Origin of the sequence: Microbacterium sp. NPDC057658, from assembly GCF_042799975.1 — a bacterium.
Classification (GTDB): domain Bacteria; phylum Actinomycetota; class Actinomycetes; order Actinomycetales; family Microbacteriaceae; genus Microbacterium.
The window spans coordinates 2,098,772-2,122,725 of the sequence record NZ_JBHVHT010000001.1 but is presented as its reverse complement, the minus strand read 5'-3'; the positions used below and the strand labels follow the sequence as shown (position 1 = coordinate 2,122,725).

Genomic DNA, 23,954 nt, shown 5'->3' with positions numbered 1-23,954 from the left:
TCTGCGCGGGGGCGTTCCCCCGCGCAGACCGCTCAGAAGAGCAGCGAGGAGAGCCGGTTGCGGGCCGCGATCACGCGCGGGTCTCCGGCTCCGATGAGACCGAAGAGCTCGACGAGGCGCTCGCGCACAGGCGTCCGCTGATCCGACGGCAGCTGCGCGAACAGGTCGAGCAGACGGCCGAACGCGTCGTCGACGTGTCCGCCGGCGAGGTCCAGATCGGCGACGTCGAACTGCGCCTGCACATCCTGCGGTGCGGCGGCGGCTGCTGCGCGCGCGGCCTGGAGGTCGAGCCCCTGCACGCGGTCGAGCAGGCGGACCTGACCGAGACCGGCGATGGCGTCCTCGTCGCGCGGGTTCTCGGCGAGGGCCTTCTCGTAGGCGGTGATGGCGGCACGGTAGTCCCCGCGCTCGATCGCGGCGAAGGCCTCCGCGTGCAGCGGCGGCAGCTCGGGCTCGGCCGGGGCGGCGGCCTCGGCCGCCTCGCCCTCTCCGACGGGCAGCGACCCGGACACCCCGTTCTGCGCCGCCACCTGCAGCAGCTGCGCGAACACCTCGCGGACCTGCTGCTCCGGAACCGCGCCCGTGAACATGGGGACCGGCTGACCGGCGATGAGGGCGACGACCATCGGGATCGACTGCGCGCGGAAGCTCTGCGCGAGCTGCGGGTTGGCGTCGACGTCGACCTTGGCGAGGAGGACGCGTCCGCCCAGCTCACGGGTGACCTTCTCGATGATCGGGCTCAGCTGCTTGCACGGCCCGCACCACTCGGCCCAGAGGTCGACGACGACCGGCACCGTGCGGGAGAGCTCGAGCACCTGGCCGAAGTTCTCATCGGTCGCGTCGACGACGACATCCGTGACCGGAGATCCGGCGGGAGCGGTCGCCGAGCCGCCTGCCGGGGCGGAGGGGCGATGGCGCAGGCTGGACAGGTCGACGGCACCGCGCAGGGCGGCGGGAGAGATCTCGCTCACTTGATCACCTTCACGGACACGAGGTCCTGGCGCGACGCCAGGAGCCGGATCGGGTCGCTCGATCCCTGCGAGGGGACGGCGAAGAACAGCTGGAATGCATAGGTCGTCTCGGCGCCCTTGGCGGACTCGTTGGCACCGGTGAGGGCCTTGGCCTCCTCGTTGTCGCCGAAGCGGATCACCACATCGGACGAGGTGGGAGTGATCGTCTCGACGTCCAGCACGGAGACGGCGACGATGGCACCGCTGTCCAGGGTCGTCAGGGAGACCGGGTCCTCCTCCGTCGGCGTCATGTCGAAGGCCGCCGTCGAGGTCTCCGCGGCACCGGCGTCGGCCAGCCCCTGCACCAGGCTCTGGCGGCTGTCGGTGATCGACTTCGCGAGGTTGAGTGCCAGCTCGTCGAACTGCCCGTACGACTCGCTCTTCTCCCCGTTGTCGACGACGTCCGCGAAGGCGGCGGCGACCTCGTCCGGGGGCACCGACAGGAACGCGGAGTCCGCGGGGACGAGGGAGGTGCCGAGCCAGCTCGCCGCCACCTCGGGGAAGGCCGCGTCGGCGGACATCTCGGCCATGTTCGTCACCTTGTAGTTGGACCAGGGGTCCGCCTGCGTCATGGTGAGGACCACGGGCGGCACGGTGTCGTCGCCGGTGCTCTTCGAGAGCATGAGGACGGTGCGCGGCCAGCGGTCGGTCGCCTCCGGAAGCACGACCTCGACGTCGTCGGTCGGGATCGCCGCCGGTGCGGGGCGGTCGGGCAGCTTCTCCCGCAGGGCGTAGTCGGTGGTGCGGGTCGCCAAAGCGGTCCCGTCCAGGCGGGTCGCCGCGAGATCGAGGTCCTTCTCCTCGTCGGCCTTCACCAGCGTCTCGGAGATCTCCCCGAGGATGCGGTCGGCCTGCGTCTCGGTGACCGCCGGGGGTTTCTGGTTGTCGGGCGCGATGACGGTGGGGCTCGGCGACGGCGACGCAGAGGCATCCCCGAACTCCGGCCAGGACTCGGCGCTGCAGCCGGCGGCCAGCACCGCGGTCAGACCGAGCGCGGGCACGACGAGCAGACGCCGACGACGGCGCGGGCGCACACTCTGCATGGCGTTCTTCCCCTCCGTGGGCTTCTCGTCGACGACCTCCGCGTCCTCCGCGTCGTCCTTCCGCGCCGGAGTCTTCGGCTCCGTGCCGTCCGCGGCCTCCAGCGCCTCCCGCTCGGACGGCGGGAGCGCCGCCACGTCGATCGGCTGGGTCGTGGGCAGCGGCCCCGGCCCCTTCCGGCGCGGGCCGCGGCCACGGCGCTGGTGGCGGATCGCGAGCACGTAGAGCACGAGCCCCACCAGCAGCACGACTCCGCCCGCGACCATGAGCGGACCGGCGAGCGGGGTCCGCGTGTCCAGCGGCCAGGAGACGACGATGTCGTCCGGCGCGTCCTCGGTGCCGTCGTAGGCGATCAGCACGCTCGTCCCCTCGGGGAGCTGCATGGTGTCGGTGGAGAGGAAGTTCTTCTCGCTGAAGGAGTCGAGCCACAGGTCCGACCCGGCCGGATTGCGGCCGGCGGGCTCGGCGGACTCCTCGTCCTCCGGCGCGGGGGTCTCGGAGTCCTCCGGCGCGGGGGTCTCGTCCGACTCCTCCGGGTCCGGGGCCGCGACGTGCTCGACGAGGAGCTCGTCGTCGTCGCCGACCGAGACGTGGTTGTACTCCGCGTCAGAGAGCCACGCCTCCATGTCGGCCGTACGGCCGTAGCTCGCGAAGATCTCGCCCTCGCCGCGGATCAGCACCTTCTGCGCGCCCGGGTTCATCCGGAGCACATCGCCGTCCATCAGCACGTACGGAGCGGGCTCCTCGATGTCGACGCGGGCCTCCTGGGACGAAGGACCGACGAAGACGGTGCGTTGGGCGATCCCCGCACCGATCAGCACGGCAGCCAGCACGAAGGCCACGACGGCCCATACGAAACGCACGAATAGTCTCCTCACGCACCACGGCTTCCCGCCCGTGACGCCACACTCGACATTTCAGACTAGCGAAGTCACCTGTGTGTTGACCACGAGGCCCCTCCCCTGGCGACGCTGCGGCACGTCGGCGACGCGTCGTGGCCGGTCATGGGTAGCCTTGCTGCAGCCGTTCCGAGGAGTCTGCATGAAGATCCACAACCCGTTCCGCACCGCCCTCGTGGCGACACTCGGCGTGGGCCTCGGCATCGTGCTGATCAGCAGCGTGCAGACGCTGTCCACGGTGCTGCTCTACATCGGCACCGCTCTCTTCCTCAGCCTCGGGCTCGATCCGCTCGTCACGTTCCTCGAGCGACGGCGCCTGCCCCGCTGGCTCGCGGTCCTGGTCACGATCGTCGCCGTGCTGGCGGTCTTCAGCGGGATCGTGCTGATCGTCCTCCCGGTGCTGGTCGACCAGATCTCCCAGCTCATCGCGCAGATCACGGCGATCGTGCAGCGGGGAACCGCCATCGAGGACCTGCGCACGTGGATCCAGGAGACCTTCCCCAACCTCCGCGTCGACGACGTGTTCGCCTACGTCGAGGACTGGCTGGCGACAAACCTCGCCGAGATCGGCGGATCGATCGGTCAAGGCGTGCTCGTCGCCAGCGGGGCCGTGCTGAGCGGGGTGTTCGGCGCCTTCATCGTGCTCATCCTGACCATCTACCTCACGGCCTCCACCCCCTCGCTCAAGCGCGCGGTGTACCAGCTCGTGCCGGCGTCCAAGCGGGACCGCTTCATCGACCTCTCCGAGCAGATCACCGACTCCGTGGGCTACTACGTCATGGGGCAGGTCAGCCAGGGAGTCATCAACGGCATCCTCAGCGCCATCTACCTCACGATCATCGACGCGCCGTTCCCCGCCGTCCTCGCCGTCGTCGCCTTCTTCTTCTCGCTCATCCCCCTCGTCGGCACGTTGACGGGTTCGACGATCATCGTCCTCGTCTGCCTGATCCCCGGTCTCGGCTCCCCCGGCACGGCTCTCGCCGCGGCGATCTACTACCTCATCTACATGCAGATCGAGGCGTACGTGATCTCGCCGCGGATCATGAGCCGCGCCGTGTCGGTGCCCGGCGCCGTGGTGGTCGTGGCCGCCCTCGCCGGAGGAAGCCTGCTCGGTTTGCTCGGCGCGCTCATCGCGATCCCCGTGGCGGCCAGCATCCTCATCATCTACCGGCAGGTGCTGATCCCCCGCATGAACGAGCGGTGACCGGACCGTCGCTCCGCGTCAGCCCTCGACGGGCCAGTGCGTCGGCAGCGGCAGGGCCGACGGGTTGACCGCGGCGACGATCTCGGTGAGCACGCGCCTCGTCTGCGTCTCCCCCACCCACAGGTGCTTCCCGCCGTCGACGGCGATCAGCTGCGCGTGCGGGATGCTCGCGAACCGCTCCCGGGCCTCGGCGGGGCGCAGGTAGTCGTCCAGCTCGGGGACGAGGATGACGACGCGGTGGTCGGTCGTCCCCCAAGCGGCGACTTCCTCCGCCGTCGCGCGGTGCAGCGGCGGCGAGAGCAGGATGATGCCCTCGATGTCGTGGTCGGCGCCGTACTTCAGCGCGAGTTCCGTTCCGAACGACCAGCCGACGAGCCAGGGGCGAGGCAGTCCGCGGTCACGCACGAAGTCCATGGCGGCGGCGACGTCGAACTGCTCCGCAGCCCCACCGTCGAATGCGCCCTCGCTCGTGCCGCGCGGCGACGTCGTGCCGCGCGTGTTGAACCGCAGGACGGCGAGATCGGCCAGGGCAGGCAGGCGTGCGGACGCCTTGCGGATGATGTGCGAGTCCATGAAGCCGCCCGCCGTCGGCAGCGGATGCAGCGTCACCAGCGTGGCCACCGGGGCGGCCGTCTCGGGCACCGCCAGCTCGCCCACCAGCGTGAGCCCGTCTGCGGTGTACAGCTCGATGTCCTCACGCGTCGCGGGGAGCTCGAGCGGTCCGCGGATCTCCATGGTCATGCGATCCTCCAACAGGGGGTGTGCCAGTGTCTGCGGTCGGCCAGCGCCGCCGCCTCGCCGAGGATGCCATCCGCCCGCCAGGCGACGAGATGCGCCGTCCCGGGGTCGACGGACCGGCCGCAGCCTGGGCAGACGTAGGCCTTCTGCGCCTGGACGGCGGAGACCGGCTGGACCGTCCACTCCACGCCACGACGCACCTCGGTGCGCTTCCACCCGGCGAGGAGGCGATCGAACGAATCCTCGCCCTCAGGGCGCGCGGAAGGACGACGACGTGAGCGGGGCATGGTGCCGGCTCACCACCAGTGGTTGGTGACCCAGAAGTTGTACGCGCCGGCCCAGCTGCCGTACCGACCGGTGGCGTAGCCGGTGGCCCAGCGCAGGTTGTCCACCGGGTTGTAGCCGTTGCCGGGCACCTTGCTGCAGGGAAGAGCCTGGACGAGCCCGCAGGCACCGGAGGAGGAGTTGGTGGCGTTCGGGTTCCACCCGCTCTCCCGCGACACGATGTAGTCGACGTACTGCCAGTCGCCCTGAGCGATGCCGGCCGCGGCCATCCACTCCGCCGGCGCACCGCCGCCGCTGTACGGCGGGAGACCCCCGCCGGAGGACCCGCCCTGCGAACCGGACGACGGCGTGCTCGCGGGAGCCGCCGGCTTCGGCTTGGGCTTGGGCTTCGGCTTGACGTACACCTCGAAGGACCCGCGCTCGACGGGGGTGATCGCTGCGCCTTCCACGGTGACGGTGAGGTTCTGCGTGTCCGCGAGAGCCGCCGCGTACACGGAGTCCGGAGCTTCCGTGGCGACCGGCTGCGCGAGGGCGACGCCGGTCGGAGCGACCATCGCGGCGGCGAATCCGACGACCGCGAGAGAGCTGAAGACACCGGCGACACCCCGGCGACGCGACCAGCGTCGCGTGCCTCGGGAGGCGGACGTTGCCGTCGCTGCGGGTACCAGCGCGGCGTCGCTTCGTTCGGGAATCATGTCGTTTCGGGAGTTCACGATGGTGGACAGTCTACGCATACCTACCTGAACAGGCCATCAGGCAGGCTCAGCGGACCGCCAGGATGACGTCGATCGTGGCGTCGAGCAGCGCATCGACCTGCTCCTCGCGGTAGCCGCCGCGCTGCATGCGGAACGCCGCGGACCGCAGCTGTTCGGCGGTCAGCGCGTCGCCGTCGCGGAGGTACCGGACGATGCGGGAGGTGACGTGATCGACCTCGTCGACGCGGTACCCGAAGGTGAGGATTCCGGTGCGGGCGAACCGATGACGCCGCGGACGCGCGAGATGGTCGAGGATCACCTGTGCATCGGCCCTGGCCTGTTCCACCCAGGCTCCCGCTCCGCGGGCGCGCACGGCGCGCTCGCGCTCTCGGGCCGCGAACGCATCCTCGACCCGGCCGAGCGCGGCATCGACTTCTGCCACCGCATACCCCTCCTTCACGAGGGGGAACGAGGCGGTGCGCACGTCCTCGGCGGTGAGGTCGTCTCCTCCGCCCTCGAACGCCTGACGCGCCGAGGCGAGGAAGGTGTCGACGGCCGCACGGTGGTAGCCCTTGGTGCGACCGCTCGTGAGCGCGAACGCAGGCTTCGCCGTGCTGCGCGCAGAGGTGTCGACCCCGTCGTCGTTGATCACAGCACCGCTGTCGTTCATCAGAGCACCAACCAGGGAGAGAGGAGGAAGTACAGGCACAGGGCGGGGATGGTCGACAGCAGGATGCTGTCCAGGCGATCCAGGAGACCGCCGTGGCCGGGGAGCCAGGAGCTCATGTCCTTGATGCCCAGGTCGCGCTTCAGCATGGACTCGCCGAGGTCGCCGAGCGTCGCGGACAGCAGGATCGCCGCCCCGAAGATCACGCCGCCCCACCAGGGCAGATCGAGGAGGAACAGGGCCAGGAGCACACCCGCCGCCAAGGAGGCGACCACGGCCCCGCCGAAGCCCTCCCAGGTCTTCTTCGGGCTGATCCGGGGCGCCATCGGATGCCGGCCGAACGCCAGACCCGCGGCGTACGCCCCGGTGTCGGCCGCCACCGCGATCGCGATGAAGCTCAGCACCCACCACTGGCCGCCCTCCTGCTCGAGCAGGATGAGGGCCACGCCGGCGAGGAACGGCACGTACACCTGGATGAAACCGCCGATCACAGCGTCAGTGAGCACGTCACCGTAGGTGCGACCGTCCTTGGCGACCATCTGGGCGAGCAGCCGCCACACTATGACGAAGGCCACGGCGACGAACAGCATGACCCAGCTCAGCCACGGCTCGGCGAAGTACGCGGACAGCACCAGGAAGGTGGCCGCGACCAGCTGCGGGATCACATCCACGCGGCGTCCGGCCGCCCGCAGCGCCCGGGACAACTCGTAGACGCCAAGGAGGGCGGCGGCCAGCGCGAACGGGACGAACAGCGCCTTGATGAACAGCAGCGATCCGAGGAGGGCGGCGCCGAAAGCGAGCCCGATCACGATCGCGAGCACGAGGTCGCGGCCGGTGCGCTGCTTGATGCGTTCGTTGGCCTGATCGAGCTGGTCGCGGGCGTGCGACACGTGCGTCCCGAACTCGTCCCGCGCCTGGCGCCACTGCTCGCGGATCGCGTTGTGATCCGCGGTGTCCAGCCGCTCCGCCGTGACGGAAGGAGCGGGAGGCGTGACGGGGAGAGGTGGACGCGGCGGCACGCTCCCGGCGTCGAATCCCGGGAACGACGCATCGCCGAGCGGGGCACCCCCATCGGAGACCCGGTCCGGCTGTGCCTCCCGGCGGGTCACCGGAGTGCCCTCCTCGGCGCCGCGCGATTCATCGGACATACGAGCTACACCTCGAGGAGTTCGGCCTCTTTGCGCTTGAGCGCGTCGTCGATGAGGTCGACGTGCTGACGGGTCAGCGCGTCCAGCTCCTTCTCGCCGCGGGCGATCTCGTCCTCGCCGAGCTCGCTCTTCAGAGCGTCGAGCTCGTCCTTCGCCTTCCGGCGGATGCCGCGGACGTGGACCTTGGCGTCCTCGGCCTTCGACTTCACGAGCTTCACGTACTCCTTGCGCCGCTCGGCGGTGAGCTCGGGCATCGTGACCCGCACGAGGTTGCCGTCGTTCGTGGGGTTCGCCCCGAGGTTCGGCATGTCGCGGATCGCCTGCTCGATCGCCTTGAGCGCCGACTTGTCGTACGGCGTGATGATGAGCGTGCGCGCTTCCTGGTTGGCGAGGGAGGCGAGCTGCGCCAGCGGCGTCGGCGTGCCGTAGTAGTCGACCAGCACCTTCTGGAAGAGCTGGGGGTTCGCACGACCCGTGCGCACCGTGGAGAAGTCCTCCTTGGCAGCCTCGACGGCCCGGGACATGCGGGTGGTGGTTTCAGCGAGGACGTCCGCGATCACGGTGGCTCCTATCGTCGGGGTGTTCTGGAAATTCTATCGGGAGCGGGCTCCCGTCCCGTGCAGGCGCTCAGGCCGTGACGAGCGTGCCGATGGGCTCGCCCAGGAGCGCGCGGGTCACGTTGCCCGCCGGCTCCATCCCGAAGACGCGCATGTCCATGTTGTTGTCCATGCACAGGCTGAACGCCGTGGAGTCGACGACCTTGAGTCCCTGCTGCAGCGCGTCGCGGTAGGTCACGCGCTCGATGCGCTCCGCGTCGGCGTGCTTGTTCGGGTCGGCGGTGTAGATGGCGTCGACGCCGTTCTTGGCGACGAGCACCTCCTGCGCGCCGATCTCCAGGGCGCGCTGTGCGGCCACGGTGTCGGTGGAGAAGTACGGCAGGCCTGCGCCGGCGCCGAAGATCACGACGCGGCCCTTCTCCATGTGGCGCTCTGCGCGACGCGGGATGTAGGGCTCGGCGACCTGGGTCATCGAGATCGCGGACTGCACGCGGGTGGCGGCGCCCGCCTGCTCCAGGAAGTCCTGCAGCGCGAGCGCGTTCATGACGGTGCCGAGCATGCCCATGTAGTCCGCTCGTCCGCGGTCCATTCCCCGCTGGCTGAGCTCCGCGCCGCGGAAGAAGTTGCCCCCGCCGACGACGACGGCCACCTCGACGCGGTCGACCGCGGCGGCGATCTCCCGCGCCATCTGGCTGACCACGTCAGGGTTCACGCCGAGCTGACCGGCGCCGAACGCCTCTCCGGAGAGCTTCAGGAGGACGCGGCGGCGTCCGGTGCGTTCAGTCATGGGGGATGTCCTCTCGTCCCGATTCAAGATAGTGCCTGGTGGGCATGAAGAAGGGGTTCGGATCGAGTGATCCGAACCCCTTCGACAGTGCTACGCGCCGACCTTGAAGCGCGCGAAGTCCGTCACGGTGATACCGGCGTCCTTCGCCACCTGGGCGACGGAGAGCTTGTTGTCCTTCGCGTAGTCCTGCTCGAGCAGGGCGACCTGCTTGATGAACGCGGCGACACGGCCCTCGACGATCTTCGGCAGGGCGGCCTCGGGCTTGCCCTCGTTGCGGGAGATCTCGGTGACGATCTCGCGCTCCTTCTCGACCGCGTCCGCCGGAACGTCCTCGCGGGACAGGTACGACGGGTTGGCGAACGAGATGTGCTGGGCGATGCTGCGCGCGGTCGCGGCGTCGTCACCCGTGTAGGCGACGACGACGCCGATCTGCGGCGGCAGGTCCTTGCTCGTGCGGTGCAGGTAGACCTCGACGCTGTCACCGGTGACGGTGCGCACGCGACGGAGCTCGACCTTCTCGCCGATGATGGCGGCCTCTTCCGAGATGAGCTGCTCGACGGTCTTGTCGCCCGCCGGAGCGGCCAGGGCGGCCTCGACCGAGTCGGCCTTCACGGCGGCGACGGCGTCGGCGACCTTGTCGGCCAGCGCGATGAAGCGCTCGTTCTTCGCGACGAAGTCGGTCTCGCAGGCGAGCTCGACGAGCGTCACGGCGCCGTCCTGCTCGCGAGCGACGACGAGGCCCTCGCTGGTCGAACGGTCGGCGCGCTTGGCGTTGCCCTTCGCACCCTTCAGGCGCAGGATCTCGGTGGCCTTCTCGACGTCGCCGTCAGCCTCCTCGAGCGCCTTCTTGGTGTCGACCATTCCCGTGCCGAGCTGCTCACGCAGCGCCTTGAGGTCGGCGATGGTGAAGTTGGCCATGTGTGGTGGCTCCTTGCTTCGTTGTGTGGGTGTACGAGGGATTACTTGGCGTCAGCGGCCTCGGCGGCGGCGATCGCCTCGTCGTGCGCCTGGGCACCGGCCTCGTCGGCGGCGGTGGCGTCGGCGGCCGGGGTCTCGACGACGGCGGCCTCGTCATCCGCGGTCACGACCTCGGCGGCGTCAGCGGACTCCTGCACGGGAGCCTCGAGAAGCTCCTTCTCCCACTCGGCCAGCGGCTCGGCGTCGCCCGACTCCGGGTTGTGCTTCTGCTGCAGGCCCTCGGCGGCGGCGTCGGCGATGATGCGCGTCAGCAGCGACACCGAACGGATGGCGTCGTCGTTGCCGGGGATCGGGTACTGGAAGTCGTCCGGGTCGGCGTTGGTGTCGAGGATGCCGATCACCGGGATGCCGAGCTTCTTGGCCTCGTCGATGGCGAGGTGCTCACGCTTGGCGTCGACGACCCAGAGGGCGGACGGCGTCTTGGTGAGGTTGCGGATACCGCCCAGCGACTTGTGCAGCTTGTCCAGCTCGCGCTTCTTGAGCAGCAGCTCCTTCTTCGTGAAGCCGGAGGCGGAGGGGTTCTCGTAGTCGAGCTCCTCGAGCTCCTTCATGCGGGCGAGACGCTTCGCGATGGTGGAGAAGTTGGTGAGGAGGCCGCCGAGCCAGCGCTGGTTCACGTAGGGCTGGCCGACGCGCGTGGCCTGCTCCGCGAGGATCTCCTGCGCCTGCTTCTTGGTGCCGACGAAGAGGATCGTGCCGCCGTGCGCCACGGTCTCCTTGACGAAGTCGTACGCCTTGTCGATGTAGCCGAGCGACTGCTGGAGGTCGATGATGTGGATGCCGCTGCGCTCCGTGAGGATGAAGCGCTTCACCTTCGGGTTCCACCGACGGGTCTGGTGTCCGAAGTGCACGCCGCTGTCGAGCAGCTGACGGATGGTGACCACAGCCATGGTCGTCTCCTGATTCTGGCGCGGGACGCGCCGTTGAGGTTGTCATGCCGACCGGACGGTCGGACATCCTGGTGCCCGGCTCACGCCCACCCGTTCGGAGACGGGACCTGCGGGAGTGGATGCCACGACGGAGTCGCTCTGGGCACGCGTAGTCACCCCGAGATCGAGGTGCTCGTCCAGCATACAGGATCATGCGCCCACAGCTCGTCCTCCCCAGCAGCGCAATTCCTGGTCTTCTCCCCTGCCTCCGGCCCCGGCGGAGAGAACCCGCTCCACCGGCCCGCACCGGCCACGCACACTCGCGTGATGACTCCTCCATCCCCTCCTCGCCCTCGCTCTTTCCCGCACCCCTCGCTGCTCCGGGTGCTGATCGCCACCGTGCTCGCCGCTGTCGTGCTCCTGTGCGGCGGTGCTCCGTTCCCGTCTCCTCCCGCCGCGCGAGCGGCGTCGGCACCGCACGGCCTCACGCCCGTGCCCGACGAGTTCGTCTCCGACGTTCCCTGGCGGTGGCCCGTCGAGGGGACTCGGCGCGTGAGCGTCGCCTACCGCGCGCCGGCGCACGCCTACGGTCCCGGGCACCGCGGTATGGATATCGTCGCGAGCGCGGGCGACGCCGTCCTCGCCCCGGCGGAGGGGGTGGTCGCGTACCAGGGCGTCGTCGTCGATCGCCCGCTGCTCACGATCCGACACGCCGACGGTCTCGTGAGCACGTTCGAGCCCCTGGAGTCGCCTCTGCGCGCGGGAGACCCGGTCCGCCGGGGCCAGGACATCGGCCGTGTCGCCACGGGCGGTCACACTCCCCCGGGCGCGCTGCACATCGGGGTGCGACGCGACGGCGAGTACCTCAACCCGATGGTGCTGTTCGGCGGTCTCCTGCGGGCGCGCCTCCTGCCCTGCTGCGACGGATGACCCGACGCGCGGGCTTCGCGCTCAGGCCCGAGGGTGCGCCAGACGATACGTCGCCGTCAGCCGCTCCGCCGAGACATGCGTGTAGATCTGGGTGGTGCCCAGGCTCGCGTGCCCCAGGATCTCCTGCACCGCGCGGAGATCCGCACCACCGTCCAGCAGGTGGGTCGCCGCCGTATGGCGGAGGGCGTGCGGACCGACGGTCTCGGCGCCGACGACGGGCGCGAGCGCACGGGCGACCACCTCGTAGACCGTCCGCGGACCGATACGTCCCCCGCGACTGCCGAGGAAGACGGCGGGCGACGCGGCGCCGGACCGCGCGAGCAGAGCCGGTCGAGCGCGGCGCAGGTAGGCGGTGAGCGCATCCCGCGCCGGCGCGCCGAACGGGACGACGCGCTCCTTGTCGCCCTTGCCCCGCACGAGGGCCGTGCCCCGATCGAGATCCAGGTCGTCGATGTCGAGGCCGCAGAGCTCGGAGACGCGGACCGCGGCGCCGTAGAGGAGCTCCAGCACCGCATGGTCGCGGAGGGCGGTGGGATCGCCCGAGGACGCCGCCTGCCGGTGTCGCTCCAACAGCTCCGTCATCGCGTCCTTCGATGCCACCGTCGGCAGCGTCTTCGCGCGCTTCGGCGCCACGAGCCGCAGGCTGGGGTCGAGGGGGACGATGTCCTGCTCGCGCGTCCAGCCGAAGAACGCCCGCGCGGTGGCTGCGCGTCGGGCCAGCGTCGCCCGGGCGTCACCACGCTGGGTCGCCTGCCAGAGCCATTCGCGCAGCATCTCCAGGTCGATCCGGTCGACCGGGCCGCCCCCGACGCTCGCCCCGAGGTCTCGCAGATCGGAGCGGTACGCCTTCACGGTCGCCGGAGAGAGCCGACGTACCTTCTCGAGGTGGTCGGCGAACGCCTCGACGGCGACCGCGAAGTCCATATCCCCAGCCTGCCGCTCCCCCGCCTTCAGAGCGACGCGCCCCGCCGGGCGCGACCGACGACGAGCGCCCCGCACACCGTCAGCGCGTACCCCTAGGGCGCCGCGCCCCTTCCGCGCCAGCCGTCCCCGTCGCGGCGAGCGAGCCCGTCGAGGTCGAGCAGACCGAGCAGGGCCCTCGTCCGCTCGACGGTGAGACCCGCGCGCTGCGCGAGCTCCGCCTCCGTCCGAGCGGTCCGCGTGCTCAGCGCGCGGAGGAGCCCCACCCGCCCCTCGTCCGTCGCTTCACGTCCCCGGGGCGACCGGGCACCGACAGGGAGCATCTCGGCGACCTCCGCCGCGGAGGTGACGCACACCGCGTCGTATTCGCGCAGCAGCCGGTGACAGCCGGCCGAGGACGCAGACGTCACCGGACCGGGTACCGCGCCGAGCGGCCTGCCCAGCGTCGCCGCATGCCCCGCCGTGTTGAGGGAGCCGCTGCGCCAGCCCGCCTCGACGACCACCGTGGCCTCGGCTCACTCGCACCAAACCGCTCCTTCAACGACTCCCAATTCATGGACTGTGACGAGACGAACTCGATCTCTTGGACCGCGTCCCTCCCCACCGCGGAGAGGGCTCGCTTTCTCCAGGAATCGGCCGCGACCTTTTCGTCGTGCATGACCACAGACCGGTACGACGACTTCTTCGACTTGCTCGAGGACTGGATGAACACGGCACGCATCCACTCGGACCCCACGCTCGCTGCCGCGCTCTCTGAAGACATTGAGGACCCGCTCGGGCAGATTGTGCCTTGAGGCCCTTGCGGACTCCCTATTGACCAATGCGAACGGTCCGTCCTCGTCCGAAAGGCCAGACGGGGCGATGGGTAACGGCGGCGTTGCCGCCGTGCTGATGGCCTGACAGAGTCATTGCCGTGGAGACCATCACCGCTGCGATCATCACGTCGTCCGTCACGTTCCTCTCAGTAATCGTCGCCGTCGTCGCGCTTCGGCGGCAGTTCGTGAAAGACCGTGCAGAACGGAACGCCGCCAATGAAGCACGCAAGACGGAAGCGAATCGACAAGCACGGTTGATGAAGGAAGCAACTGAAGCGCGAACACTCGCCGAGCATCAACGGGTGGAGGCGATCGAGCGCGCAGATCGGCATCGAGCTGAGGATGCCGATCGGCGTGAACGCGCTGCCGCGTACTCGGACTTCCTAGTCGCCGAGAGCGCGCGCTCCGACGCGTTTGCCGACTACGCCCACGTTCGGAAACAGCTCTCACACACGCCGTTCAAGAAGGGGACGCCAGAGGAGGACGCTCGCGTGGCGGAGATCGAGGCACGTCTCAGACTCGCGAGCGATGAGATCGATCGAACCCGGGCGGAGTCCTGGGGGCCGCTCGCGACAATGCGCTTGGTCGCGTCCCACGATGTGCTCCGCGCGGCCGACGCATATGACAAAGAGTTGGCTGCAAGCAATCCACGACGCGAGAAGATGCCGCCGGTCCCGCTCACGATGAACCGGAAACGAGACCTCATCGACGCGTTCCTCGCCGCAGCCCGCGCGGACCTGGGGCGGTCCCCCGTTGAACGACAGGTGCTGGTTAGCGCGGACGAGTCAAACGAAGAAGAGCCAGAGGAAACCCCGATCGGTCAAGATTAAGTTCTTCGGACCAGGAGACTCATACTGCTGTAGTCGTGAGGCGTCAGGCGTCGGCTCCCGTACGACGCGGAGCTCGCACCCGCAGCAGAATTGGGGACGTACCGCGCGCTCGCCGGCGCACTCACCGCAGTGAAGGCGGGACGAGCGATGTGCTTAGATCGCGGCTATGGGCATGGCGAAGCAGCAAGCGATCGCGGCACACGAACGCGGATACGACTCACTCGACGATATGACGATCTGCCTGGATCACCTCACGGACTCATATCTCCTCACCCATGCTGGCCTCGCCTCCGAGGCATCGTGCTCCTTCTGTGGCCGCACGCGCGAAGACGACGCCTTTGCCGTGTCGTTCAGCGGTGTCCAGGAGATCTTCATGAACGGATTCTGGACCTTCTACACACGAGCCGACGACGCGCCCTATTGGGATCATGAGTACCAAGGGCTGGAGGACACAGGGCTCACTGTGAACGAGTTCGCGCAAGGAATCTTCGACGACAGCGTGGTCGACCACGTCGCCGATGCGCTGACCAAGGCGATCGGGGACCCGGAAGTGGGAACTTGGTTCAGTCGAATGGCAACCGACGATCTGGAGCTCAGCTGGTCCGAGTTCGTCCATACTGCGAGGCACGTGTCGCGATTCATCGTCCCTGGCGACGAGGATGGCCGATCCCCGATGGCGCGTGTCTCGTCATTTCTTGGGGAGCTCCTCCTTTACGTCGAGGGCGAGCACAGCCTGGTGCGCACGATGGAACCGGGAACACTCGTCTACCGTGGCCGCCCCGCGGAGAAACTCACTGGCAAGCTCTACGACACGGCAGAAGATCTCGGTCCCGCCCCCGGCGACAAGGCCGCGGCGAACCGGATGTCCCCCGCCGGCATCCCCATGTTCTACTGCTCTGCGGACCCTGTCACGGCGGTGGCGGAGATCGCCGTCCACGATGTCCGGCCGTTCGCGGTCATCGGTGAGTTCACCTGCCAACGCGACCTGCGGATCCTGGATCTGACAAAGGTTAGAACACGACCGTCACCGCTCGACCCCGACCACTGGGCCGAGATGCGGATGCTCTCATTTCTCGATCAGTTCGCCGCCGATCTGTCTCGTCCTGTGATCGCCGATGATCGGCAGCATGTTGAGTACGCTCCCACCCAGGTGCTCACCGAGTACCTCCGTTGGGCCCCGTCGGCGAAGATCGACGGCATCGAGATGCGCAGCAGCCAGACGGGTGCGTCGACGTACATCCTCTTCGTCGACGCCGACAACGTCGTGGACGTCTCCGCCCCGGTGGAGCCTGTCGGTATACCTCGAACGCGCCTCACCGCCGATCTGCTTGGCGACGACGAACCCGTCGGGCCAGCTTTCACGCTCGACCCAGCGAGTGTCGTCGCCTACGAGGTGAACCGGAAGGTCGAGCCGATCCCGGTCGCGCATCGGACGGCCACGGAGTGGGTGATCACCAGACCGTCTCGCGCGTAATCCCCCGTTCGCGCGGCCAGAGATGTCCAGCTGGAACTCGACGGCCGCGCGATCGAGGCATGACGGGAATCGATGACTGCAAGAATGTCCGGATGACGGGCCGCACCCAACTCCCCGAGCATAGGTTCGCCGGATGGGCGCTGACCAGGGAACTCAGCGCTGAGGAACGCGAACTCGTGGCAGCGATCGAGACTCGACGATCGCCGCTCGAGGTGGCGGCCTCTCGCGAGCTCGATGAACGGCGCGCAGCTGTCGAGGGCGATCTCGTGCCCGTGTGCACATGCGGGTGGCGCGGGGCGCCGGAGCCGTGGCAGCCGACACGCTTCCGAAGCTCGCGAGGCGGACAGCAGCACATTGAGCACAAACACCATGCGCGCCTCAACGCGATCAACGGAGCCTTCGCCGCAGACATCGCCGCCGCAGCGCTTCGACACGCCGCTGACGCGGCGACCGACCCGGCCGTCGTGGCCTGGCTCGAGGGGCGCGCGGCGCACGTAGAGCAGGTTGGGCATTACGACGGTCAGGTCTGGCCCTAATAGATCCACCGCGCTGGGCGAGAGGGCAGCGCGCCCTTCGGAACCGGGGGTCTATGCAGTCGTGGTCCGCTCCGCGAGCCCCAACTCATCGGCGACAACACCAAGGCAGGGATTGCGCGGTCGTGACTCTGGCAACATGATGGCCCCATGGCGCGATCGCAGGCGATTCGATTCACCTTCGCTATCCAGTCCGGCCACAATGCGGGGCTCGGTGTGGGGCAGTTTCGCGTGTGGTGCCACCGTGAGGACACGTACATCGCCGACCCTGGTGTGCCCCAGTGGAAGACCTCCCTGCACGGCGAGGTCGCATGGCGCCCCGCCGAGACTGCGGAGAGCCATTCTTCATCTGAGGCGCGACTTCCAGCGGACATCGATCGCGCGCCATGGAAGTATGCCCCGCCCGATTTCGTCGACGGTCAACGACTCGCATCTGTGGTCGGCGTAACTCGGGCGGCGCTCAGACCGTGGACCGCGCCTGAGCGGTATCAGCGCGTCGAAGTCCGAGATCGATGGGACGAGCTGACCAAGGCCAACGTTTGGATGACGAAGGCAGATGCCGACGTCCCAGACCACCCGACTCGTGTCGGGCCGATCCTTGAACTGGCAAGCGGTACACGGGTGTGGGTATCCGTCGGTCGCGAAGCCTTGGATCCCATTGACCCCGAGCCGGTGCCGATCTCGACGATGCTCGAGCCCCAGATTCCTGGAGTGCACGACGTGACCGCCCCTGGCGTACTGATCCGTGGGGTCCATCTGGCGCGCTGAAACCCGGCCGGTCGACAGACGCGAACCGGTCTAAGCACCTGCGTAGAGTCGTCGAATGGACTACGAACGCTTCGACGGCGCCGACGGCCTCGAGATCCGCGTCCCGAAGAACGAGGGCTATCGCACTTGTGCCGAATGCGGCGCGGACTGCCTGCCTGAGCCGACCGACATCGAGGGCGCCGGCATTCGGATCGCGTTCGTCTGCCCAGACCACGGTGTCCACTCCTTCATCGATCCGTTCGAAGGACGACGGTAAACGGGCCTCAGCAGCGGCTCGCTCGGCGGTGGGACCGAAGATCGAGACTCGCCAGCTCCGCGTCGCAAAGATCAGCGAGGCAGTCAGCACCAGCGACGAGAGTCGTAAGTGAATTCTCCAGGACATGTCGGGCCGTCCGATGTACTGATTTGACCCGACGATATTCTCGTCAGCAACGGTGAATCGAAAGGGTCCGTGCCATGGCAGAGGAGGTACGCGAGCAGGAAACCGTCCTGTCTCCGACAGACCAGGCGCAGCAAAACCCGCGAGACGTAGCACTCTTCTCTGCCGACGCCACGCGCCCGCGCGTTCTCGCCATCGGCTTGACGCCCGACGAGATCCAGGCGATCCGGCCAGTCGCAGGCAGCATCGTGGAAGCCTCGAGCATCTACGACGTTCATGCCGAGGAACACGATGTGCTCATCCACACTGGCGCGAACTTCAGTGATTCATCATGGTTCATGAATCGGCGGATCGCGTTCGCCGCCGCGGCGAAACCTCCGGAAGAGCGCCCCCGTGTCGCGCCGAGTTCTGGTGGCGTGCATGGGAGTGGCCGAACGCCCACCGCGAGTCGGACCCGGTTCAAGCCCGCGCGTGACTTCGACGTAACCGAGAAGGCGCGGAGTCTCGGCGTGGCGAGCCTTGTCGAGCGATCCTGTCGCCCCGCCCAGGGCGCTACCTATTCTGGATTTACTACCCCGGTCTACCCAGATCGCGAGGAGACACCGTTTCTCCGAGAGCGCCTGACTAACGGTATGTGCCTCGCCGCGCTCCTCGAAACGGTTGATGACCCGACGCGCAGCGACTCGGCATTCTGGTTGCCGGATATCGCGCGCGCGTTTCTTGCGGACTGGGTTCGGGTTGCGTTCGCCCACTGGCGTGCCCATGACCCCGACGCGTTCCCAGAGGGAGCGGAGTGGCGGACGTCGGACGCGTGGAGCGCACCCGCCGAGCTTGATGCGCGAGCGCGCCTCGTCGCGTTCGATGAGGCGGAGGCTGAACGCGTTGCCAAGGCCGCCGCCCGGCGTCGGCAGCTTACGGACGGCTTGGACGCGAGCTTGTCGGCTGGGGAGGTCTGGCGGTCGTTGGTCTCCGACGCCGGCGACGAGCTCGTCGCTGCTGTGAAGACGGCCCTTGAAGGGTTCGGGTTCGCGGTTGTCGATGCTGACGCGCTCCCTCAGCACAAGGGGAAGAAGCGGGAGGACCTCCGAGTCTCCGACGGCGACTGGGTCGCCCTCGTCGAAGTGAAGGGTTACGCCGGCGCCGCCAAGTCGAACGACCTTCAGCAGCTCGCGGCCGCAGCGGCGGCGTACGCAGCAGCCGAAGGACGCGTGCCAGACGCACTCTGGTACGTAGTCAACGGGTTCCGAAACGAGGATCCGGCGCAACGCCCCCGGGCTCTCGACAACCGTGATGACGACCTCGCGGGATTCGCCGAGAATCACGGCGGCGGACTGATCGACACAAGAGAGCTGTTCATCCTCCGTCAGAGCGTTGCGCTGGGCGACATGTCGCACGAGGATGCTCGCGCCGTGCTCAAGGCGACAACTGGCCGTTTCAACACGAAGCAGGAGGCGTAGCCGGTGCCCGAGAACTCGATCGATCCGGCGATGCTGCGGAAGTTCGACCAGAACCTCCACTCGTCTGGAGGGTTGCGGGCTGCGCGCGTGATCGAGCCTGTCCCGTTCTGCTGGTTCTGCGATGCTCGGGCCGGCAGACGAACGAAGGAGCACATCTTCCCGCAGTGGCTGCTCAGGCATCACGGTGCGATGGATGAACGCGTGCAGCCCCACAGAATCAGTGTCCTCCTCGGCGGCGCGAAGCTCTCGGAACGCGGCGAACGCCCGCTTCGCGCCCACGTCAACGGCGAAGTCTGCGCCACCTGCAACAACGGATGGATGTCCGCACTGGAACGCGCCGTCACGCCAGTCCTCACGGCGCCCGCACCGACCGGGACGATCACCGCGACCGAAGCCGAGACGCTCGCGCGCTGGTTCGCCAAGACAGCGGTCAACCTCAACGTCTCCCAGCCGTTCAGACTGCTCGTGGATGCGGAATCGCGGCACGGCCTCGCGACCGAGATCCCGGAACGCTTCGCGGTACCCCTGTTCCGAGTCCGCACCCAGGACGGAGTATTCGACTGGCTTCAGAAGTCTCCCGAGATAGCAACTTCCGGAGAACTCGGCGCTGAGGATGTCCTGCGCGCCACGGAGCTGACTCTCGTCACCCACATTCGAGTCGCGGACCTCGTGGGCGTCGTGGTGCACGTTCCGCAAGGTCTCCGACCGACGGACGTCAAGATAGACACGGCCCTTCAGATCTACCCCGCACCGCGTGACACGATCGCTTGGGAGCAGGTCCCCATCGCGGACGACTACCTCGGCCCGCTCGCGATCCTGGATGTCGTCGGAACTTAGGAACTGCGATCACCAGAGGCAGATCCGCGCCCGAGACGAGTGATTAGATACGGCCGCTCGTCCTGGTCTGGAGCGGGAACCACTCCCTCAGAGACGCCACCGCGCAGAACATTGATGTGATCGCGTTCATAGCCTTCTCCTCCCAGTTGATCGATGACTTCTTCTTCGGTCGCGGACTGATGGCGATGTAGTGGATGAAGAGCAGAGCGATCATGCAGAACAGAAGTGACACAGGCGTCCCGTCACTGGCCTCGAACCAGCACCCCGACCCAGACCACGACGGGCGGAACTGTGACAAGCCTATCGATCCGGGAATGCCTGCGCCGCTCGCGTCACCTGTCAAGCATCGTCACCGACGATCCGGAGCACCGGTCGTCGGTCCGGCTGCCCGAGCAAGTCGCGCACCTGTGCAGGCGTCAGCTTGAGCGCTTCCGCCAGCGCGGGCACGGCGACGCCATGGTCCGCCGCGAGTTCCGCTGCCTTGCTCAGCAACGTGGGTACTTCCCCGGGATACGCGCTCGTCGGGTCTGCAGCCGGGTCATTGACCATGGCCAGGCGCTGGTATGCACGTCGCGCGGACGAATCGGTGGTGCGTCCGCGCTCGACCATCCGCCGCACCAGCGAGTGCGGCGACACGCCCCACGTCCTCCCGAGCCGATCCAGGGCGGCGAGGTCGAGGCGTTGCGGGAGCGCCACGTCCATCGACGCTGCAGGCGTCAGGAACGCCGCCGCGAACTCGTCGGCCTCTCGCTCGATCGCAGCGGATTGCTCCCCCGTATCTGCGTGCAGCAGCAGATGTCCGATCTCATGGGCGATCGAGAACCGGTGCCGGAACACGTTCTCACTCCGTCGCGGCGTCGTGAGGAGGATCGGGCGATCGACGATCACCACAGAGAACGCGTCGACTGCGTCAACCTCGCCGAGCGGTCGTACGGCGACCACGATCCCGTGCGACTCAGCGGTGGCGACCAGGTGTTTGACCGGCCCGTCCGGCAAGCCCCAGTGACGCCGAAGTGCGGACGCAGCGTCCGCCGGGCTCGTCCCCGGAGAGAGCTTAGGCAGGTCGACCTCGGGGAGACGCACGTATCGTTCGAGCACGAAGGTGAGCTCCCATACCAGGGTCGCCGTTGCCAGGGCGCGTTGCCGGTCACTGACGCGAGCGGAGCGCAGGCTGCGAAAGTGCGCGTTCACGGTGTCGATGCGCGCCAACGGCCGCCCCACGCTGAAGAAGTCCGGACGCACACTCAGCGTGACGGCGAGACGGTCGAGCACATCGGGTCGAGGCGAGTTGACCCCTGCCTCGTATTGCCCGATCGCAGCCGCGGACACGCCCACCGAACCGGCGAGATCCGTCTTGCTGATCCCCTGTCGCACACGCGCCTGGGTTAACCGTGCGGGCTCAAACCTGCCGTGGTTGACGGGAGATCCCGGCAGCTCGAACAAGCCTGGTCGATCGTCACGCATCCGAACGCCGGTCCTGCGTCTGCAGCTCCACGGCCGGCGCGACGGGCGTGCCGCTGTCGAACGACTCGACATTGACAGTCGCAGTCTCATCGCCGAGCGTGGACTCCCAAATGGTCTCCTCGCCGTGCAGACGCACCGCGCCGTTCGCGTACTCGGCGACTGCCCAGTCGATGGAGGTCAGCTGGCGGGGCGTGGAATGGACCATGACGAGCACTACAGGCATGACCGCACCAGCCGCCTTGAGGGCGCGCTCGAACTCGGCCTGCTCCCTCTCATTGCGGATCTCTTCACCGCCGTCGACAAAGCTCGACCCGAACAAGTCGATCGGCTCCTGTGCGAAGAAGCCGTTCATCCTCGTCACGCTCGACGCGAACCCGCTCACCGCGTCAGGCGTCGCGGGCACTCGCCAGACGAACACCAGGCATCCGTTGACGATCGGGAGCCGGTAACCCGCCGGCCTGAGCTTGTAGGGCAGATGGCCGCGGTCCTTGAACGCGTCCACCGTGTCCTCGAGCAGGTCGCGCCACTGCCCGCCGAACCCGATCGTGTATCGGGTCGCCGCGGCATCATGAGCCTCCGCCGCTCGATCGTGCCGCGCGTGCACGACCTCGACGAGGAGATCACGGGCATCAGCGGCGTGCGGCCCAAGAGCATCAGCGGGCGAGTTCGGAACCATCAGAGGACCTCCAAAGTCGGGCTCGACGGGTGGAGATCCGTCCGTCGATTCACTTTAGTCTGACACATAATCCGTGCATTTTTGCTTCAGAAGTGGTCCGGCGTGTCGCTCGCGTCGGGATCATGTAGATCGTGGCCGGGAGCGGTTCAGAGCTCCTTCTGCCCAAAGGCTTCGGTGGGAAGCGTGTCCAATCGGGCGCCGAACCGGGTCCAGGTCGCATCGATCCGGGATCGCTCGTCACTGGGATCTCCGGACCATCGCACCATCGCCTCCGCGGTACTGATCAACGTGACCGCGATCTGGAAAGCAAACTCGGTCACGATCGGGAGCGTCGGCGACAGCCCCAAGATCGTGTTGTCTTGCGAGGTTCGAATGAAAGCGTTGACCGCGAATCGATGACCGTGGGCGACTGCGGAGAGCAATGAATACAAGCGCTTTCCGTCTTGATGCGCGAGGTCGCTGTCGACGAGTTCGCTGACAAGCGTCGAGCTATCGACCCTTATCGGCCGCGGCAGTCCCAGTCGTTCAAGCTCGGACTCATGGTGCCGACGCCGTTCGCCCGGATCGACATCCTCGCCGTCGCGACTTACCAACAACTCTCCAAGCCGCTCCGGATACCGAAGATCTGAGTAGAGCAGCGAGAGCGAACGATGAGCCAGCTGAAGGAAGTCAAGATCATGCATGATCCAGCGAGGCCGTGCAAGCGCTTCAAGCGTTCCGCGGGTGAGCGTCAAGAGTGCTGTGGAGTGACGTAGTGCACTCCGGATGAGAGTCGCAAATGCCCTCGCGTGATCGACAGCGCTGAGCATGCCGTACTCGGCTTGGAGTACAGCGTCCGTGAGATGGCCGGTCGCGTTCAGCGTTTTTGCCTCCGTGAACGCACGGTCCAGAATCGACCTCTGCATCGGGGTTCGATAGTTCGAACGCAGCACGATGCCCTCGGTGGACTTCGCGGCATCGAGCACGGGTGACGAGAGGGTCTTCAGTACGACCGACTCGGTCCGAGCGTTGGCACGCTCCCGCTCGGCGTCGGTTGCCTCGATACCGCGCACCATCATCAGTTTCCCATCGCAGCCGTGTGGCGGCTAACGTGTCACCCAGGTATCGGCGATGAACTCGGTGATCGCCACCGTTGCATTGAAGATCAGCCGGGCGTGGGCTCGTGTCGCCGGGCTCTCGCTCTCACCCCCGTGCCCCGTGCCCATCGCGTTTCGCGCCTCTGCGACGCTCTGCACGACCGCGGACAGACTGCGCATCACCCCCTTCACAGCTTCCGAGGCTCGTGCGTTGCCAGGAACCGAATCGGCGTGGATCCCCAGAGCTACCGACGCCGATCGATAGAGCTTTGGAAGCTCGTCTCCCCCGCCGTACGACTGGCCCAGAGCGGTGAGGACGATCTTGCACTGGCTCTCGATCAGCTCCTTGCAGTGAGCGATCGCCGCCGAAGGGTCGGTGTCGATGTCCCGTTTGAGCCGCCGAAGCTGCGTGTGGAGCACCGTCGAGTTTGTCGTGTCCAGCTGGATTACCTGGACTTCGCCTGGGGAGTTGATTCCCGTGAGTGTCGTGCGCGCCCGGTAGTACACGGAGTCTCCGACTTTGCGATCCTGGACGAGTTCGTAGCCGCTCGTACGGAGGACACCGTTGTAGCTGGCGACCATCGTGGACGCCGCGCTCGGGTCACGCCTGACTGTCGGGTTGACCGTATCGACGAGGAACCGGAGGAACTCCTCGTCCTCGACATGCCGGAGGTTGAATCGTGTGTCTCCGAAGACCCAGTTGCTATCCCAGTCGTGGTTGCGGACACGATGCTGCCAGATGTCTTCAGCGGCGGTCCGGAACTGCGGTCGAGAATCTGTTGATGGAAGAGCGGAGAGGTCGTAGATGCGCGAGAGGAAGTCATCCTCGTCCTCGGTGCCGGACCAGTGATACGGACTGAGCGCCAGCCAGTCGAAGATGTCAGCACGCATCTGCGCGGAGATCTCGTTCATCCTG

The 23,954-nt window shown here is 67.7% G+C and carries 27 protein-coding genes; 10 read left to right on the top strand and 17 right to left on the bottom strand.

Annotated features, from left to right (window positions below; all coding sequences use genetic code 11):
- Positions 1-32: 32 nt before the first annotated feature.
- Entirely contained in the window at positions 33-971 is a 939-nt protein-coding gene (locus ACFU8V_RS10105; RefSeq protein ID WP_025103367.1) for a tetratricopeptide repeat protein, read from the bottom strand.
- A complete protein-coding gene (locus ACFU8V_RS10100) occupies positions 968-2,914 on the bottom strand; it encodes a glycosyl transferase (RefSeq protein WP_153244976.1) in 1,947 nt (648 codons plus the stop codon). The genes ACFU8V_RS10105 and ACFU8V_RS10100 overlap by 4 nt, the downstream gene beginning before the upstream one ends.
- Before the next feature lie 178 nt (positions 2,915-3,092).
- Here ACFU8V_RS10100 and ACFU8V_RS10095 point away from each other — a divergent pair, with 178 nt between their 5' ends.
- Complete coding sequence (locus ACFU8V_RS10095; protein ID WP_025103365.1) at positions 3,093-4,154, top strand: AI-2E family transporter; 1,062 nt, start codon at positions 3,093-3,095, stop codon at positions 4,152-4,154.
- Positions 4,155-4,172: 18 nt separating this feature from the next.
- On the opposite strand, the gene ACFU8V_RS10090 is transcribed toward ACFU8V_RS10095, so the two are convergent.
- The 9 genes from ACFU8V_RS10090 to rpsB all read right to left on the bottom strand — a co-directional run bounded on the left by ACFU8V_RS10090 (position 4,173) and on the right by rpsB (position 10,899).
- Positions 4,173-4,889 (bottom strand): alpha/beta hydrolase, encoded by a 717-nt coding sequence (locus ACFU8V_RS10090; RefSeq protein WP_085607415.1) that lies wholly within the window; start codon positions 4,887-4,889, stop codon positions 4,173-4,175.
- A gap of 2 nt (positions 4,890-4,891) precedes the next feature.
- Positions 4,892-5,179: a hypothetical protein gene (locus ACFU8V_RS10085; RefSeq protein ID WP_025103363.1), complete on the bottom strand. Its 288-nt coding sequence runs from the start codon at positions 5,177-5,179 to the stop codon at positions 4,892-4,894.
- Between the two features lie 9 nt (positions 5,180-5,188).
- Entirely contained in the window at positions 5,189-5,872 is a 684-nt protein-coding gene (locus ACFU8V_RS10080; protein ID WP_025103362.1) for a transglycosylase SLT domain-containing protein, read from the bottom strand.
- A gap of 67 nt (positions 5,873-5,939) precedes the next feature.
- Positions 5,940-6,542, bottom strand: coding sequence for a DivIVA domain-containing protein (locus ACFU8V_RS10075; RefSeq protein ID WP_139833330.1), 603 nt, complete (start codon positions 6,540-6,542; stop codon positions 5,940-5,942).
- Positions 6,542-7,687 (bottom strand): phosphatidate cytidylyltransferase, encoded by a 1,146-nt coding sequence (locus ACFU8V_RS10070; protein WP_025103360.1) that lies wholly within the window; start codon positions 7,685-7,687, stop codon positions 6,542-6,544. The genes ACFU8V_RS10075 and ACFU8V_RS10070 overlap by 1 nt, the downstream gene beginning before the upstream one ends.
- A 5-nt stretch (positions 7,688-7,692) precedes the next feature.
- Positions 7,693-8,247 (bottom strand): ribosome recycling factor, encoded by a 555-nt coding sequence (frr, locus tag ACFU8V_RS10065; RefSeq protein WP_062766584.1) that lies wholly within the window; start codon positions 8,245-8,247, stop codon positions 7,693-7,695.
- Between the two features lie 67 nt (positions 8,248-8,314).
- Positions 8,315-9,031, bottom strand: coding sequence for a UMP kinase (gene pyrH, locus ACFU8V_RS10060; RefSeq protein ID WP_025103358.1), 717 nt, complete (start codon positions 9,029-9,031; stop codon positions 8,315-8,317).
- Between the two features lie 90 nt (positions 9,032-9,121).
- Positions 9,122-9,949: a translation elongation factor Ts gene (gene tsf, locus ACFU8V_RS10055; protein ID WP_025103357.1), complete on the bottom strand. Its 828-nt coding sequence runs from the start codon at positions 9,947-9,949 to the stop codon at positions 9,122-9,124.
- 41 nt (positions 9,950-9,990) lie between these two features.
- Positions 9,991-10,899, bottom strand: a complete 909-nt coding sequence (gene rpsB / locus ACFU8V_RS10050) for a 30S ribosomal protein S2 (RefSeq protein WP_378870794.1) — start codon at positions 10,897-10,899, stop codon at positions 9,991-9,993.
- Between the two features lie 306 nt (positions 10,900-11,205).
- Here rpsB and ACFU8V_RS10045 point away from each other — a divergent pair, with 306 nt between their 5' ends.
- Positions 11,206-11,808 (top strand): murein hydrolase activator EnvC, encoded by a 603-nt coding sequence (locus tag ACFU8V_RS10045; protein ID WP_249521924.1) that lies wholly within the window; start codon positions 11,206-11,208, stop codon positions 11,806-11,808.
- 21 nt (positions 11,809-11,829) lie between these two features.
- On the opposite strand, the gene ACFU8V_RS10040 is transcribed toward ACFU8V_RS10045, so the two are convergent.
- Both ACFU8V_RS10040 and ACFU8V_RS10035 read right to left on the bottom strand, forming a co-directional pair.
- Positions 11,830-12,732 (bottom strand): tyrosine-type recombinase/integrase, encoded by a 903-nt coding sequence (locus ACFU8V_RS10040; RefSeq protein ID WP_249521925.1) that lies wholly within the window; start codon positions 12,730-12,732, stop codon positions 11,830-11,832.
- A 92-nt stretch (positions 12,733-12,824) separates the two neighbouring features.
- Positions 12,825-13,232 carry a DNA-processing protein DprA gene (locus tag ACFU8V_RS10035; protein ID WP_308195770.1) on the bottom strand — a complete coding sequence of 136 codons (408 nt, stop codon included), beginning with the start codon at positions 13,230-13,232 and terminating at the stop codon, positions 12,825-12,827.
- On the opposite strand from ACFU8V_RS10035, the gene ACFU8V_RS10030 reads away from it, so the two are divergent.
- From ACFU8V_RS10030 to ACFU8V_RS09995, 8 genes are all read left to right on the top strand, one after another.
- On the top strand, positions 13,182-13,523 hold the full coding sequence (locus ACFU8V_RS10030) for a hypothetical protein (RefSeq protein ID WP_249521926.1): 342 nt from the start codon (positions 13,182-13,184) through the stop codon (positions 13,521-13,523). The two genes, ACFU8V_RS10035 and ACFU8V_RS10030, sit on opposite strands and share 51 nt — an antisense overlap.
- 119 nt (positions 13,524-13,642) lie before the next feature.
- A complete protein-coding gene (locus tag ACFU8V_RS10025) occupies positions 13,643-14,374 on the top strand; it encodes a hypothetical protein (RefSeq protein ID WP_249521927.1) in 732 nt (243 codons plus the stop codon).
- 172 nt (positions 14,375-14,546) lie between these two features.
- Complete coding sequence (locus ACFU8V_RS10020; RefSeq protein WP_249521928.1) at positions 14,547-15,848, top strand: RES domain-containing protein; 1,302 nt, start codon at positions 14,547-14,549, stop codon at positions 15,846-15,848.
- Between the two features lie 59 nt (positions 15,849-15,907).
- Positions 15,908-16,384, top strand: coding sequence for a hypothetical protein (locus tag ACFU8V_RS10015; RefSeq protein WP_378870788.1), 477 nt, complete (start codon positions 15,908-15,910; stop codon positions 16,382-16,384).
- A gap of 147 nt (positions 16,385-16,531) precedes the next feature.
- Positions 16,532-17,149: a hypothetical protein gene (locus tag ACFU8V_RS10010; protein WP_378870785.1), complete on the top strand. Its 618-nt coding sequence runs from the start codon at positions 16,532-16,534 to the stop codon at positions 17,147-17,149.
- 55 nt (positions 17,150-17,204) lie between these two features.
- On the top strand, positions 17,205-17,405 hold the full coding sequence (locus tag ACFU8V_RS10005; RefSeq protein WP_249521931.1) for a hypothetical protein: 201 nt from the start codon (positions 17,205-17,207) through the stop codon (positions 17,403-17,405).
- A gap of 200 nt (positions 17,406-17,605) precedes the next feature.
- On the top strand, positions 17,606-18,985 hold the full coding sequence (locus tag ACFU8V_RS10000) for a hypothetical protein (protein WP_249521932.1): 1,380 nt from the start codon (positions 17,606-17,608) through the stop codon (positions 18,983-18,985).
- Between the two features lie 3 nt (positions 18,986-18,988).
- On the top strand, positions 18,989-19,822 hold the full coding sequence (locus ACFU8V_RS09995; protein ID WP_378870781.1) for a hypothetical protein: 834 nt from the start codon (positions 18,989-18,991) through the stop codon (positions 19,820-19,822).
- Between the two features lie 339 nt (positions 19,823-20,161).
- Here ACFU8V_RS09995 and ACFU8V_RS09990 read toward each other — a convergent pair whose 3' ends face one another.
- From ACFU8V_RS09990 to ACFU8V_RS09975, 4 genes are all read right to left on the bottom strand, one after another.
- Positions 20,162-21,265 carry a helix-turn-helix domain-containing protein gene (locus ACFU8V_RS09990; protein ID WP_378870778.1) on the bottom strand — a complete coding sequence of 368 codons (1,104 nt, stop codon included), beginning with the start codon at positions 21,263-21,265 and terminating at the stop codon, positions 20,162-20,164.
- A gap of 13 nt (positions 21,266-21,278) precedes the next feature.
- The gene (locus tag ACFU8V_RS09985) at positions 21,279-21,962 is read right to left on the bottom strand and encodes a hypothetical protein (RefSeq protein ID WP_249521936.1); all 684 of its coding nucleotides are present in this window, start codon (positions 21,960-21,962) and stop codon (positions 21,279-21,281) included.
- A gap of 146 nt (positions 21,963-22,108) precedes the next feature.
- Complete coding sequence (locus ACFU8V_RS09980) at positions 22,109-23,020, bottom strand: hypothetical protein (RefSeq protein ID WP_249521937.1); 912 nt, start codon at positions 23,018-23,020, stop codon at positions 22,109-22,111.
- A gap of 27 nt (positions 23,021-23,047) precedes the next feature.
- Positions 23,048-23,950 (bottom strand): abortive infection family protein, encoded by a 903-nt coding sequence (locus tag ACFU8V_RS09975; RefSeq protein WP_378870774.1) that lies wholly within the window; start codon positions 23,948-23,950, stop codon positions 23,048-23,050.
- Positions 23,951-23,954 lie beyond the last annotated feature (4 nt).